The sequence below is a fragment of the Streptomyces sp. ME19-01-6 genome (assembly GCF_033793745.1).
In the GTDB taxonomy this organism is placed as follows: Bacteria; Actinomycetota; Actinomycetes; order Streptomycetales; family Streptomycetaceae; genus Streptomyces.
The window spans coordinates 102,216-116,732 of the sequence record NZ_JARAXF010000035.1 but is presented as its reverse complement, the minus strand read 5'-3'; the positions used below and the strand labels follow the sequence as shown (position 1 = coordinate 116,732).

The 14,517-nt window shown below is 70.6% G+C and carries 11 protein-coding genes; 6 read left to right on the top strand and 5 right to left on the bottom strand.

Annotated features, from left to right (window positions below):
• The 3 genes from PV419_RS43920 to PV419_RS43910 all read left to right on the top strand — a co-directional run.
• On the top strand, nt 1–3,672 hold a 3,672-nt coding region (locus PV419_RS43920; protein WP_319698708.1), incomplete at its 5' end, for a DUF6531 domain-containing protein.
• A gap of 7 nt (nt 3,673–3,679) precedes the next feature.
• The gene (locus PV419_RS43915; protein ID WP_319698706.1) at nt 3,680–4,420 is read left to right on the top strand and encodes a barstar family protein; all 741 of its coding nucleotides are present in this window, start codon (nt 3,680–3,682) and stop codon (nt 4,418–4,420) included.
• Nucleotides 4,421–4,486: 66 nt separating this feature from the next.
• A complete protein-coding gene (locus tag PV419_RS43910) occupies nt 4,487–5,497 on the top strand; it encodes an MsnO8 family LLM class oxidoreductase (protein WP_319698705.1) in 1,011 nt (336 codons plus the stop codon).
• 85 nt (nt 5,498–5,582) lie between these two features.
• On the opposite strand, the gene PV419_RS53585 is transcribed toward PV419_RS43910, so the two are convergent.
• Entirely contained in the window at nt 5,583–5,840 is a 258-nt protein-coding gene (locus tag PV419_RS53585; RefSeq protein WP_415925514.1) for a DUF2690 domain-containing protein, read from the bottom strand.
• A gap of 489 nt (nt 5,841–6,329) precedes the next feature.
• Here PV419_RS53585 and PV419_RS43900 point away from each other — a divergent pair, with 489 nt between their 5' ends.
• Nucleotides 6,330–7,241, top strand: coding sequence for an oxidoreductase (locus PV419_RS43900; RefSeq protein ID WP_319698702.1), 912 nt, complete (start codon nt 6,330–6,332; stop codon nt 7,239–7,241).
• A gap of 76 nt (nt 7,242–7,317) precedes the next feature.
• On the opposite strand, the gene PV419_RS43895 is transcribed toward PV419_RS43900, so the two are convergent.
• From PV419_RS43895 to PV419_RS43885, 3 genes are all read right to left on the bottom strand, one after another.
• Nucleotides 7,318–8,655, bottom strand: coding sequence for a gluconate:H+ symporter (locus tag PV419_RS43895; RefSeq protein WP_319698701.1), 1,338 nt, complete (start codon nt 8,653–8,655; stop codon nt 7,318–7,320).
• Nucleotides 8,656–8,866: 211 nt separating this feature from the next.
• On the bottom strand, nt 8,867–9,805 hold the full coding sequence (locus PV419_RS43890; protein ID WP_415925515.1) for a 5-dehydro-4-deoxyglucarate dehydratase: 939 nt from the start codon (nt 9,803–9,805) through the stop codon (nt 8,867–8,869).
• A 115-nt stretch (nt 9,806–9,920) separates the two neighbouring features.
• Nucleotides 9,921–11,099, bottom strand: a complete 1,179-nt coding sequence (locus PV419_RS43885; protein ID WP_319698697.1) for an L-talarate/galactarate dehydratase — start codon at nt 11,097–11,099, stop codon at nt 9,921–9,923.
• 161 nt (nt 11,100–11,260) lie between these two features.
• Here PV419_RS43885 and PV419_RS43880 point away from each other — a divergent pair, with 161 nt between their 5' ends.
• Nucleotides 11,261–12,169 carry a LysR substrate-binding domain-containing protein gene (locus PV419_RS43880; RefSeq protein WP_319698695.1) on the top strand — a complete coding sequence of 303 codons (909 nt, stop codon included), beginning with the start codon at nt 11,261–11,263 and terminating at the stop codon, nt 12,167–12,169.
• A gap of 17 nt (nt 12,170–12,186) precedes the next feature.
• Here the strand turns inward: PV419_RS43880 and PV419_RS43875 are convergent, their stop codons facing one another.
• Complete coding sequence (locus PV419_RS43875; RefSeq protein ID WP_319698693.1) at nt 12,187–13,203, bottom strand: LacI family DNA-binding transcriptional regulator; 1,017 nt, start codon at nt 13,201–13,203, stop codon at nt 12,187–12,189.
• 158 nt (nt 13,204–13,361) lie between these two features.
• On the opposite strand from PV419_RS43875, the gene PV419_RS43870 reads away from it, so the two are divergent.
• Nucleotides 13,362–14,516 carry a Gfo/Idh/MocA family oxidoreductase gene (locus PV419_RS43870; protein ID WP_319698691.1) on the top strand — a complete coding sequence of 385 codons (1,155 nt, stop codon included), beginning with the start codon at nt 13,362–13,364 and terminating at the stop codon, nt 14,514–14,516.
• Nucleotide 14,517: the final 1 nt, after the last annotated feature.

The following is a 14,517-nucleotide window of genomic DNA, read 5'->3' as shown; positions in this document are numbered from 1 at the left end:
GACGGCGTCGCGTACGCCGTCGACCATCCCAAGGAGTTCGCCAAGGCCGTCACCAACTGGGACGAGTGGCAGCGCAACCCCGCCCGCGCCGCCGGCCAGCTCACCCCCGAACTCCTCCTCGCCCTGGCCTCCGGCGGCTCCGGCGCCGTGCGCCGCGGCGGCTCCGTGGCCAAGAACGCCGCACAGCGCCTGCTCAACCGGGAGCGCGGGCTGCGCCGGGACGGCAGCGCCCGCAGGCGGACGGACAGCGATCCGAAGCGGAACTGCACGCCCGGCGCCAATCGTTGCACGACCGGTGAGCCGATCGATGTGGCGACCGGCGAGATGGTCATGTCCGCCACCGACGTCAGCCTGCCCGGCGCCCTGCCACTGGTGCTGGAGCGCCACTACGTCTCGGGGCATCCGTGCGGAGGCTGGTTCGGCCGCACCTGGGCCGGGACACTCGACCAGCGCCTGGAGATCGACGAAGCCGGGGTCATCTACGTCACCGACGACGGCATGCTCCTGACCTATCCGGTGCCCGTGCGTGATGTCCCCGTGCTGCCCGCCTCCGGGCCGCGCTGGCCGCTGTGCTGGGACGGCAAACCTGATGGCACCTTCACCGTCACCGTCCCGGAGCAGAACCGGACCCTGCACTTCGCCCCCTTGCCGCTGGGCGGCAGGGAGCTGGCTCTGCGTGCGATCACCGACCGGACGGGCGAGGGCGACCGGATCGACGTCGGGTACGACGAGAAGGGCGCGCCGAAGGAGATCGTCCACTCCGGGGGCTACCACGTCTCGGTCGACACGGACCCTCGCCTGCTGCGGATCACATCGCTGCGCCTGTTGCACGGCGAGCGGAACGAGCACAGCACGACCCTGATCTCCTTCGGCTACGACGAGGCGGGCGACCTGACCGAGGTCATCAACTCCACCGGCAAGCCACTGCGCTACCGGTACGACGACCGCCACCGCGTCACCTCGTGGACGGACCGCAACGGGACGTCGTACGCCTACGTGTACGACCACCGGGGCCGGGTCCTGCGCGGCATCGGCCCGGACGGCATCCTCTCGGGCCGCCTGCACTACGACACGCAGGCCCGCACCACCCGCTACACCGACTCACAGGGCAACACCACGACCTACGTCCGCAACGAGGCGTACAAGGTCATCGCGCAGACCGACCCGCTGGGCAACACCACCCGCACCGAGTGGGACGAGACCAACCGCCTCCCCCTCGCGGTGACGGACCCCCTGGGCCACACCACGCGCTACCGCTACGACGGCCAGGGTTGTCTCGCGGCCGTGGAACAGCCTGACGGCACCGTGACGGAAGCCGTCCATGACGACTGGGGTCTCCCGTTGGAGATCCGCGAGCCGAACGGCGCGGTGTGGCGCCACACCTACGACGACCGCGGGGCGCGCACCTCCACGACCGACCCGAGCGGCGCCACCACGCACTACACCTACGACACCTCGGGCCACCTGTCGTCGATCACGGATCCGCTGGGGCACACCACCCAGGTCACCACCAACGCGGCCGGCCTCCCGGTCACCATCACCGACCCCCTGGGCCGGACCACCCACATCCGCCGAGGCCCCCACGGCCAGATCACGGCCGTCACCGACCCGCTCGGGCACACCACCCGCCACGGCTGGACCATCGAGGGCAAGCCCGCCTGGCGCGAAGGGCCCGACGGCGCCCGCGAGGTGTGGCAGTGGGACACCGAAGGCAACCTCGCCCACCACACCGATGCGGCCGGACACACCACCACCTACACCCACACCTACTTCGACCTGCCCATCACCCGCACCGACCCGGACGGCGCTCACTACGCCTTCGCGTACGACACCGAACTGCGCCTCACCGAGGTCACCAACTCCCTGGGCGAGCAATGGCGTTACGAGTACGACGCGGCCGGCCATCTGATCGCCGAAACGGACTTCAACGGCGCCACCCGCACCTATGAACGCGACGCGGCGGGCCGACTCACCGCCCAGACCAACGCGCTGGGCGAGACGCTGCGCCACACCCTCGACGCGGCGGGCCGCCTGGTCGCCCAGCGCGACGAGACCACGGGCGAGGTGACGACGTACGCGTATGACGCCGACGGGGTCCTCCAGCGCGCGGCGAACGCGGATACCGAGCTGGTTCTGGAACGCGACCCGGTGGGCCGCGTCGTCTCCGAGACGGTGGGCGGCCGCACGACCACGTACGGCTATGACGCGGCGGGCAACCAGATCCACCGCACGACGCCCTCCGGTGTGATGTCCACCTGGACGTATGACGCGGCGGGCCGTCCGGCCACGCTGACCACGGAGGGCCACACCCTCACCTTCACACACGACGCGGCGGGCCGCGAGACGCGCCGCGACACCGGAGACATCACCCTCGCCCAGGCCTGGGACGAGGTGGGCCGCCTGGCCGCCCAAGGAGTCTCCACCTCGTCCCAGGACCTCCTCCAGCACCGCACCTACGCGTACCGCCCCGACGGCCACGTCACCCAGATCCGCGAACTCACCTCGGGCACGCGGAATTTCACGCTGGACACCATGGGTCGGGTGACGGGCGTCCAGGCACACGGCTGGACGGAGAAGTACGCCTACGACGCGGCGGGGAACCAGACCCACGCCACGGCCCCCGACCACCCGGCGACCGGTGACCGCGCCTACGAGGGCACTCTCATCCGCCATGCAGGCCGGACCACATACGAGCACGACGCGGCGGGCCGCCTCATCCGCAGGACCCGCAAACTCCTCAACGGGCAGACCCGTACCTGGACCTATGCCTGGAACGCGGAAGACCGGCTCACCAAGGCCACCACCCCGGGCGGCGAGGAGTGGACATACACCTACGACCCTCTGGGCCGCCGCACGTCGAAGACGAGCCCGGACGGGAACCCGCTCACCTTCAGCTGGGACGCCGGCCGCCTGGCCGAACAGGCCACCCACGACGGTGCCACCACCACCTGGGACTACGCCCCGGACAGCCACCGTCCCCTGACTCAGATCGACCGTGAGCTGGGCTCCACCGGCTTCCACGCCGTGGTCACCGACCCGACCGGCACCCCCACCGAACTCGTCACCCCCGACGGCCACCTCGCCTGGCAACACCGCACCACCCTCTGGGGCACCCCCCTCGCCGCGCCATCCGACGCCACGTACTGCCCGCTCCGCTTCCCCGGCCAGTACGCCGACCCGGAAACCGGTCTGCACTACAACCACTTCCGTTACTACGACCCCGAGACGGCCCGGTACCTCACCCCGGACCCGCTCGGCCTCGCCCCGGCGCCCAGCCCCCAGACCTATGTACCCAACCCGCACACCTGGCAGGACCCGCTCGGCCTCGAAGGGTGTGGGGACAAGAAGCCCCCGCGGCTCTCGGACCAGCTGCCACAGGGGCTGCCGAAGACGTTCGTCAGGGCATACGAAGACATCAGGCAGGGGCATGGCGTCCGGCAGACGGACCCGGACACGGGCGATCCGAAGATATTCGAGGGACGGAAAAAGCATGAGGCGCCTTGGAAAGACGCCTTGGAATATCGTGTCCCACACGCCAAGGACCCCGAGAACTCCCGCATCCTCGTGAAGGAACTCCCTGACGGGCGTAAGGTGATGGGGTGGACCACGGACCACTACAAAACCATCCACCCCTTCACGGCACCCCATTTCCCCGATGATGGTTGGAACTGACGTAGCCATGTACCGATTCGTCGAAGACGAGACGGAGCGGGAGATCCTCACCGCGACCGACGTCCGCGGCTTCTTCGTCGAGCCATCGCTCGGAGAGTCGCAGACCATCACCGCGGTCGGGTCCTCGCTGCGGCCGGCGCGGGTTCCCGTGCTCTTCGAGGACGTCGAGTTGCAGGTCAGGGACGTCCGAGGGCACGAGATCGGCGGCTACTACATCGGCAGAGTCGAGGTGACGGACGTGAGGGACAGCGTGAGCGTCCCGGGCGGCACCGATCTCGCCCTGTCCTTCTTCGGATACGGCTCTCCCTACCCGTATGCCCGAGAGATCTGGCAAACCTGGGCACAGGGCCCCCCGGCCGAATCCGGAATGTGGAAGAAGCTTCCCCCCGAAGCGCATGACAGCTGGCTCCATGTGGTCCAATCGGCCTGGTTCCGCACAGGCCACCTGGCCAAGCGCTATGGGGACGCGACCACCTGCGAAATCGCGGGAGCGGACCTCGCCGATATCGCCGGCTTTTACTGCGAACTGGGCGAGGCGGTCAACGGACCGGGCGGGTACTTCGGCTCCAACCCCAATGCGCTCGGCGACTGCCTCAGCAACAGCGGTGCTCGCCGGAGGCCGCCTTTCCGGCTGGTGTGGCGGGACTTCGAGACATCGCGGCGCAACGTCGGCGACGAAGAGCTGGACGATGTGATCTCCGTGCTGCGCACATACGGAATCGAGATCGAGTACCCGCCCTCCGGCTGACGGCGTGGCCGGGCCCGGGCCTCGGCGCGGTGGGAATGCCGGGGCCCGTCAGGCGTTGAACCCTGTGTGAGCTCTGCGATCGCCTCGACTCGGTTCTCGATCCTCGACCGCTCGCGGATCCGGGAGGGATCCGGCGGCCCGCGGGCGCTGCGTGACACCGTGCGCCTGGCCCAGGAGGCGGAGCGGCTCGGCTACCACCGGATCTGGGTCGCCGAGCACCACGGCGTGCCCGGTGTCGCGGGATCGGCGCCGACCGTGCTGGCCGCCGCGATCGCCGCCGCCACGCGCACCATCCGGGTCGGCACCGGCGGGGTGATGCTGCCGAACCACCAACCGCTCGTGGTCGCCGAGCAGTTCGGCGTCCTGGAGTCCCTCTTCCCCGGGCGGGTCGACATGGGCCTGGGCCGCTCGGTCGGCTTCACGGGCGGCGTGCGCAGGGCGCTGGGCCGGGACAAGGACGACGCCGACGACTTCGCGGGGCAGCTGGCCGAGCTCCTCGGCTGGTTCGAGGGCACCTCGCCCACCGGTGTCCACGCCCGCCCCGCCGAGGGGCTGCGCGTACCGCCGTATGTCCTGGCCACCGGCGAGGGCGCCACGATCGCCGCCGAGGCCGGGCTTCCGCTGGTGATCGGCGACCTCAGGGGCCGCGAGAAGCTCCTGCACGCGATCGAGCGCTACCGCGGCGCTTTCCGCCCGTCCGGGTGGGCCGAGGAGCCGTACGTCGTCGCCGCGGGCACGGTCGCCGTCGCCGCGACCCCCGAGCTGGCGCGCCGGCTGCTGATCCCCGAGGCGTGGGCCATCGCGTACGCGAGCACCCACGGCACGTTCCCGCCGCTCGCCCCGGCGGAGGAGGTCGAGCGGCGGACCATGAGCCCGAAGGAGCGGGACCTCTACGAGTCGGCCCTGCGCGGCCACATCCATGGCACCGAGGAGCAGGTGGCCGACGAGCTGGAGGTGGTGATCAAGGAGACCGGCGCCCAGGAGATCATGGTCACGACCAGCACCTACGACCAGGAGGCCCTGATCGCATCCCACCGCGGTCTGGCCCGGATCGCGGGGCTCACCAGTAACCGGTGAGCCGGTAGCCGTTGCGGGTTCTCAGGGCGGGTACGCGATCCGGTGCGGCGCTGCGGAGGGATGCGGTCACTCTCGTCCAGTGCCGTCATCGCTGGTCGGCCGCCACCATCGCGGTGCGGCTCGCGCCGCGGGCCGCGGTCTGCGGCGTGGCGTCCGCCGCGGCCGCCAGCAACTGTTCGGTGCCGTCCGCCGGACCCACTTCCGCCCATACGGCCCGGCACACCGGGCTGTACCTCAGACGCAGGGTTCGCCCGTCCGTGGACGCCGACCCAGAGGGGCGCAGAGCCCATGGCCAGGCGCGTGAGCCTTCGGGCGCTCCCGGCGGCGCGCTCCGGGCGGACATCGTCGCTCCAGGGGCGTACGAGGAGCAGCAGGAGCAGCACGGCGAGCAGGCCGCACACCGCCACCGCGGCCCCGATCGTCCTGCGGGAGAGGCGCCGCACACCGCCGGGCAGCCCGGTGGCCCAGCGGTGTTTCCGGTCCCGCGACGCGCCGCCTCCGCTGTCTCCGGTTCTTCCGCCGTCTCGGCCTCGTCCCCCGTCTTCGGGTCCCTGGGCTCCTTCGAGCCCTGTCCCGCCGCCCAGGCGTCCGAGACCGACTCCCTCGGCCTCCCACGGCGGCAGGGCCCGCCCGTTGCGGTAGCGGTGCCAGGACGAGCGCGGAAGATCACCAGGCAGCGGTCGCCATCGGGCCATCGGCACCCCTACGCCGCCGCGCCTGTCGCCCCTGCGGTATATTGCTCAGGAACTGTCAAGCCTCCTTGCTGCGGGTCCGCCTCCGCCGAGGAGGCTTTTTTCATGTCTGATGACCACACCACCAAGGGGGCAACGACGTGAGCCCGAGCAAGACCGAAGAGACGTACACCGCCGCGGCCGCGGGCACCTGGAACCTCGGCGATCTGACCGTCAACCGCCTCGGATTCGGGGCGATGCGGCTGACCGGCAGCGCCGCCTTCGACCTCGGTACTACCCCGAGCGACCGCGACCGGTCGATCAGGGTGCTACGGCGAGCGATCGAGCTCGGCGTCGACCACATCGACACGGCGGCGTTCTACTTCTCGTCGCTGCGGTCCGCCAACGAGCTGATCAACCGGGCGCTGGCGCCCTACCCGGACGACCTCGTCATCGCCACGAAGGTCTGGGCGGGCAGGGACCCGTCGGGCGCGTGGTGGTGGGCCACACCGGACCAGTTGCGCGGTCAGGTCGAGGAGAACCTGCGCCAACTGGGGCGTGACCACCTGGATGTGGTGAATCTGCGTGTGCCGCCGAGCCGCAGGTCCGGCTCCATCTCGGAACACTTCGGCGCGCTGGCCGACCTTCGCGACGCCGGGCTCATACGCCACCTGGGCCTGTCCAATGCCACGCCCGAGCATCTGACCGAGGCTCAGGCCATCGCGCCGGTGGTCTGTGTGCAGAACGCCTACGGCATCGGCGCCCCGGCCCAGGAACAAGACTTTCTGCGGGCCTGTGGCGAGCAGGGCATCGCCTATGTGCCGTTCTTCGCGATCGCCGGCGCCGGGCGCGAGGCCGGCGCGAGCGCGACCGACAGCGATGAGGTGCTTGCCGTCGCCCGCGCGCACGGTGTGACCCCCGCGCAGGTCCGGCTGGCGTGGACGCTGCGCCAGGGGCCGCATGTGCTGGCCATCCCCGGCACCGGGAACCCGGACCACCTCGTGGAGAACGTGGCCGCGGGGGCGCTGCGGCTCTCCGACGACGAAGCGGCCGCTGTGACACCGGAGACATGACACGCCACACGCGCTCGCTCCGACACCGGAAGGGCACCGGCGGCGGAGCGAGCGCGTGGGCGATCGGCGGCGGTGGCTAGACGCCCAGGGCGTCGAGGCAGGCCTCGACGGCGAGGACGCCACCGAGACCGAGGACCGCGAGCGTGGTGGTGTAGGTGGTGCGTGCCTTGATGGCGTCGATGACGGAGAGGTTGAAGTACTCCTTGAACATCCAGAACCCGGGGTCGTTGACGTGGCTGAAGGCGATGGATCCGCAGGAGACGGCGAGGACCATCATCTCGGGGTGGACTCCACTGCCCGCGACCAGCGGCGCCACCACACCGGCGGCGGTGACGACGGCGACGGTCGCCGATCCGAGGGCGATGCGGAGGATGACGGCGATCAGCCACGCCAGGATGATCGGCGAGATGTTCCAGCCCTCGGTGGCGTCCTTGATGTAGTCGGAGATCCCGCCCTCGACGAGGACACCCTTGAAGGCACCGCCCGCGCCGATCACCAGAAGGATCATGGCCATCGCCTGGGCCGCCGAGTTGCAGGACGCGCTGACCTCGGAGAGCGACCGGCCGATGCGCGGGCCGAACGCCCAGATGGCCAGGAGCAGGGTCAGCAGGAGGGCGACCGGCGCCGAGCCGATGAAGGTGATGAAGGGCCGGGCGGGGTTGGATTCGGACACCGCCATGTCGTACACGGCGGCGAACGCGATCAGCACCACCGGGACCAGCGCCACCGAGAGGGACCAGCCCATGCTGGGCATCTCCTCGTCGGTGAAGGTGCGCTCCGAGACCAGGCCCTTGGGCATGGAGGGGTTCATCTTCTTGACGAACGGGAGGCGCGGCCACACCAGGGCGATGAGCGCTCCGAAGGGGATGGCGAAGAACAGGCCGTAGAAGAGGGTCAGCCCGACGGAGGCGTGGAAGGTGGCGGCGACGGCGGTGGGGCCGGGGTGGGGCGGCAGGAAGCTGTGCATGGTGGACAGGGCGATCGACATCGGGAGCCCGACCCACAGCAGGTTCTTGCCCGTCACCCGGACGATGGTGAACGCCACGGGCACGATGATCACGAAGGCGACCTCGTAGAACATCGTCACGCCCAGCAGCATGGCCGTGACCACCATGGCCACCTGGACCCGGCGCAGGCCGAAGGTGTCGATGAGTTTGCCGGATATGCGCTGGGCGGCGCCGGAGTCTCCCATGACACGGCCGAGCATGGCGCCGAGTCCGACGACGATCAGGGTGTCGCCGATCTGCCCTCCGACACCCTCACCGAGGACGTCCGGGATCTTCTCCATCGGGACGCCTCGGACCAGCGCCACGGCGACGGCCACGAGGAGGAGGGAGATGAAGCCGTTCAGCTTCACCTTGGTCATCAGGAAGAGCAGCGCCAGAACGCTGATTCCTACTACGACAAGAGGCATGGGTCAGTTCCCCTTTGAACTGCGCTCAGGAAATGGCTTCCGAGAAGTGGCTTCCGATCCGTGGGGCGTGTACGGATCAGGGGGTGGCGGTGTGGGGGATGGCCCGGTCATGGCCGGCGGCCGCGCCGGTCGGGCCCTCGTCGCTGAGATGCGGCGGAAGACTGGGCCGGGCGGCGCGCGGGGCCGCCCGGATTCCATCGGTGTGTCGTGGTCAGCGGCCGGCCACGAGGCTCAGCCCGGTCTCCAGGAGTTTCTCCAGGGTGGCCAGATCCTCGGGGCCGGGGTCGGTGAGCGGGGCGCGCACCGGGCCGACCGGCTTGCCGCGCAGCCGGGCGGCGGCCTTCACCAGCGATACGGCATAGCCCGGCACCCGGTCGCGCAGCTCGACCAGCGGGACGTAGAAGTCACGCAGCAGCGTGTCCACGGTCTCGTCGTCGCCGTCCCGCAGCGCCACGAAGAACGCGCCCGCGATCTCGGGTGCGAAGGCGTGGACGGCGGAGGAGTACGCGGGCACGCCGACGGCGGCGTACGCGCGGGCCTGCACCTCGGCGGTGGCGGCCCCGTTGAAGAACAGGAGGTCGTCGGGGGCGGCGAGGGTCAGCCGCTGCAGCCGGTCCAGGTCGCTGTGTCCGTCCTTCAGACCGATGACGGTCGGGATCTCCGCGATCCGCCGCAGGCCGTCGATGGTGAACGTCACCTGGTCGCGCTGGTAGGCGATGAGCGGCAGCCCGGTCCCGGCGGCGATCCGGCGCACCTGCTCCACCAGGCCGTCCTGCGGGGCCTTGACCAGGTAGTGGGGGAGGACCAGGGCGGCGTCCGCACCGGCTTCCTCCGCGATCCGGGCGAAGCGCAGGGCCTGCGCGTAGCCGTAGCCGATCCCCGCGACCACCGGCATACGGCCATCGGCCACCTCCACCGCGGTGGCGATCACCTGGCCGTATTCGTCCTCGTCCAGGGCGGTGAACTCTCCGGTGCCACACGCGGGGAACACCGCGCCGGGGTCGGTGGCCAGTTGAGCGGTCAGATACTCGCGGTAGGCGTCCAGGTCGAGGCTGCCGTCCTCACCGAAGCTGGTGAGGGGGAAGGACAGCACGCCGCGCGCCATGCCGTCACGCAGTCGCTGCGCGACGTCCTGGACCGCCGTGTTCATATTCATGAACTGATCTCCACATACATGCACTGAGTCTAGATATGAGAATGGAGGTTAGGGTGGCCCACCCAACAGGTCAATGGGTGTGCGACCCGATTTCCGCGGAGCGGTACGTTCAGGGACGCGTACCGAGCTCGTGGTCCGCCTGTGTCCAGGCCCGTGCCTGCTCGCTGAGGGTGATGCCGAGACCCGGCCGGGAGGACACATGCATACGGCCGCCGCTGATCCGCAGACGCTCGTTGAAGAGCGGCTCCAGCCAGTCGAAGTGCTCCACCCACGGCTCGTACGGGTAGGCGGCGGCGAGGTGGAGGTGGATCTCCATCGCGAAGTGCGGGGCGAGCTGGAGATGGTGGTGCTCGGCGAGGGTGGCCAGTTTGAGGAACTGGGTGATGCCGCCGATGCGCGGCGCGTCGGGCTGGATGACGTCCGCGGCCTCGTTGCGGATCAGCTCCCAGTGTTCGGCGACGCTGGCCAGCATCTCACCGGTGGCCACCGGGGTGTCCAGCGAGGCCGCGAGGGCGGCGTGGCCGCGGGCGTCATACGCGTCCAGCGGCTCCTCGATCCAGATCAGGCCGAACTCCTCCAGGGCGCGCCCCATGCGCTGGGCGGTGGGCCGGTCCCACTGCTGGTTGGCGTCGACCATGAGCGGCACCTCGTCGCCCAGGTGCTCGCGCACGGCGGTCACCCGGCCCAGATCCATTTTGCCGTCGGGGTGGCCGACCTTGATCTTGATGCCGCCGATGCCCTCCGCCACGGAGCGGGAGGCGTTCTCCAGCAGCTGCTCGGTGGGCGTGTGCAGAAAGCCGCCGGAGGTGTTGTAGCAGCGTACGGAGTCGCGGTGGGCGCCCAGCAGCTTGGCCAGGGGCAGCCCGGCCCGCTTGGCCTTCAGGTCCCACAGGGCGATGTCGAAGGCCGCCACCGCCTGGGTCGACAGCCCACTGCGTCCGACGGAGGCGCCCGCCCACGCCAGCTTCGTCCAGAGCTTGGCGATGTCGCTGGGGTCCTCGCCGAGCAGGGTGGGGGCGATCTCCTTGGCGTGGGCGAACTGGCCGGGGCCGCCGGCCCGCTTGGAATAGCTGAAACCGATGCCCTGGTGTCCCTCCTCGGTGGCGAGCTCGACGAAGAGAAAGGCCACCTCGGTCATCGGCTTCTGCCGTCCGGTGAAGACCTTCGCGTCGCTGATGGGAGTGGCGAGCGGAAGGGTGACCGAGGACAGCTTGATCCAGGAGATCCTGTCGAGGGTCGCCTCGCCTGCCTGCTGCGCGGCATGTGCCGTCGTTTCCGGTGTGCTCATTACTTAGCGTTCCCTGTGAGTGCGGGCGGGTCGGCCGGTCCTTGAGGTGGCCGGTCGCTGTGTCGGCGGGCGTCTCTCGCTCGGCCGCCCCTTGAAGCTAAGTGGTCGATTGATATTCGTCTAACTTAAAATTTGTATGCGTTGATACAGGGAGAGCATCGTTGTTCACACTCGCCCAGCTGGCCAGTTTCGTGGCGGTCGCCGAGGAACTGCACTTCACCCGGGCCGCCGAGCGGCTCAAGATGACACAGCCACCGCTGAGTCGCCAGATCCAGCTCCTGGAGAACGATCTGCGGGTCCGGCTCCTGGAGCGCACCAACCGATCGGTGCGGCTCACCCCCGCGGGGCGTGCCTTCCTGACCGAGGCCCGCCGTATCCTGCGCCAGTCCGAACACGCGGCGCTCGCCGTCCGGCAGGTGTCCACCGGGGAAGCGGGGAGCATCGCCATCGGCTTCACCGCGGCCAGTGCCTACTCGACGCTCGGTACCCTCCTGGAAACCGCCCGCGCGGCGATGCCCCGGGCGGAGATCGTGCTGCAAGAGATGGTCACCCGCGACCAGTTGGAAGCCCTCACCCAAAACCGCCTGGACCTCGGCCTCGGCCGGCCCTCGGTCACCGGCCCGGATCTGCGGTCCCGCCCGGCCGTACGGGAGCGGCTGCTCGCGGCGCTGCCGAGGGAGCACCCCTTGGCCGCGCGCGAGGGAGCGCTCCAGGTCGCGGACTTCGACGGTCAGACGTTCCTGATGTACTCACCCACGGACGCCCGCTACTTCCACGAGCTGCTCATCAGCATCTTCAGCGCGGCGCATGTGGCCCCCGTCTTCTCGCAGTATCTGAGCCAGGTCCACAGCATTCTGGCCCTGGTCAACTGCAGCCTGGGGGTGTCCCTGGTGCCCGAGGCCGCCGCGCGGCTGCGCTACGCCGACGTCGTCTTCAAATCCGTCGAGCTGGAGACCTCCAACCCCGTGGAGCTCAACCTCGTCTGGCGCGAGAACAACGACAACCCGGTGTTGCACGCACTGCTCCGGCACCTGCCGTCGCCACCGACGGTCGGCGGCGGCCTCCGGTAGCTGACGGTCCGCGGCGGCTACGGAGCGTCGGGCGGGCCGGGGCACCGCACCGTCGTGCCGCGGACTTCGAGGGCCGGGGTGGTCAGGACGGTCCCGCCGGGGCGGGCGGGGTCGGCGATCCGGTCGAGCAGACACTGCGCGGCGCGCCGGCCCACGTCGTGGCCGGCGTGGTCCACGGTGGTGAGCCACAGGTGGCGCAGGCGCGCGAGGTAGGTGTTGTCGTAGCCGACGAGGGACAGGTCGCGGGGCACCTGGAGGCCGAGCTCCTCGGCGGCCGACAGGGCACCGACACCGGCTATGTCGTTGCACGCGAAGATGGCGGTGGGCCGCTCCCGGGCGCTGAGCAGCCGGACCGTGGCCCGGTAGCCGCCCTCCTCGGTCAGATCGCCCTGCTCCACGACCGCCGCTCCGCCCAGTCCGTGCTCGTCCATCACCGCCTCGAAGCCACGGCGGCGCAGCTCGCCGACCGCCCCCTGCCCCGCGATATGGGCGATGCGCCGGTGGCCGAGGCCGATGAGGTGTTCGGTGGCCAGACGGGCGCCGTGCTCGTCGTCGCCCGCGACGATGTCCACCCCGGGCAGCACGGGCTCGCGGGCGCCCGCCACCACGGTGGGCACCTGTCCGGCCGCGGTGCGCAGCGCCTCGGGGGCCGGCAGCGTACCGACGGCGATCAGGCCGTCGACCCGCAGATCCGTGAAGGTGCGGGTGAGGTCCTCGCCGAGGCGCCGGTTGAGGCGGCCGTCGGCCAGCAGCATGCGCAGACCGGAGTCGTGCAGCCGGGAGTTGAGGCCGTCGAGCAGCTCCACGAACCAGGGGTTGCGCAGGTCGTTCAGGAGCACCCCGACGGTGCGGGTGCGTCGCTCGCTGAGGCTGCGCGCGGCGGCGTTGGGCCGGTAGCCGAGCTCCTCGACGGCGGCCAGGACGGCCTGCCGCTTCTCCGGGCGCACCTGGTCGGAGCCGCGCAGCACCAGGGAGACCAGCGATTTCGACACTCCGGCCCGTTCGGCGACATCGCGGATCGTCGGTGGTCTCATGGCCTGGACCGTTCCATAGGGCGCGCCGGGTTGTCAAAGGGATTGACAGGTGCGGAGACGGCCCTCAAGGTGGGCCGAGATAGTTCTGGACCGATCCAAAGCGCGCCACAGCCCGAGCGGAGCACAGTCCCGAGCAGGGCAGTCATGGGAGAGCAGTCATGATGAGTACGCTCGGCGTCGCCGTCGTGGGGTTCGGCTGGATGGGACGGGTGCACACCCAGGCGTACGCCCGCGTGCCGCACCACTTCCCCCAGCTGTCCCTGCGGCCCGAACTGGTCGCCGTCGCCGACGAGGTGCCCGGCCGGGCCGAGGAGGCCGCCGAGCGGTACGGCTTCGCCACCGCGGTCCGGGGCTGGCGGGAGGTGGCCGCCGATCCCCGGGTGCAGGCGGTGAGCATCGCCGCCCCGAACTTCCTGCACCGTGAGATCGGCACCGCCATGGCCGAGGCGGGTAAGCACATCTGGATCGAGAAGCCGGTCGGCCTGACCGCCGAGGACGCCCGCGCGGTCGCCGGTGCCGTGGCCAAGGCCGGTGTCCAGGGCGCCGTCGGCTTCAACTACCGCAACGCGCCCGCCGTCGCCGCCGCCCGCGAGCTGATCGCCGCCGGGGAGATCGGCGCCGTCACCCATGTCCGCATCCGACTCTTCAGCGACTACGCCGCCCACCCCGAAGGTGCCCTGACCTGGCGGTACGAGCGCGAGCGCGGCGGCAGCGGAGTGCTCGGCGACCTGGCCTCGCACGGCGTGGACCTGGCGCGTTTCCTGCTCGGCGAGATCGAGTCGCTGGCCGCCGACACCGCGGTCTTCGTGCCCGAGCGGGCCCGCCCCACCGGGGCCACCTCCGGCCACACCCGCTCCACCGGTGGCGAACTGGGCCCGGTGGAGAACGAGGACTACGTCTCCTGCCTGCTGCGCTTCGCCTCAGGCGCGCGGGGTGTGCTGGAGGCGTGCCGGGTCTCGGTCGGTGAGCAGAACAACTACGGCTTCGAGATCCACGGCACCCAGGGCGCGGTCTTCTGGGACTTCCGCCGCATGGGCGAGCTCGGCGTCAGCCGCGGCACCGTCTACCAGGACCAGCCCGTCAGCACCGTGTACGTCGGCCCCGGACACGGCGAGTACGCCGCCTTCCAGCCCGGCTCGGCCAACGGCATGGGCTATGACGACCTCAAGGTCGTCGAGGCCTATCACTTCCTGCGCTCCATCGCCGAGGGCACGGCGTACGGAGCCACCCTGGACGACGCCGTCCACAGCGCCGCCGCGCTGGACGCCATGGCACGGTCCGCCGAGCGGCGTGCCTGGGTGAGCCCGGCCTGAG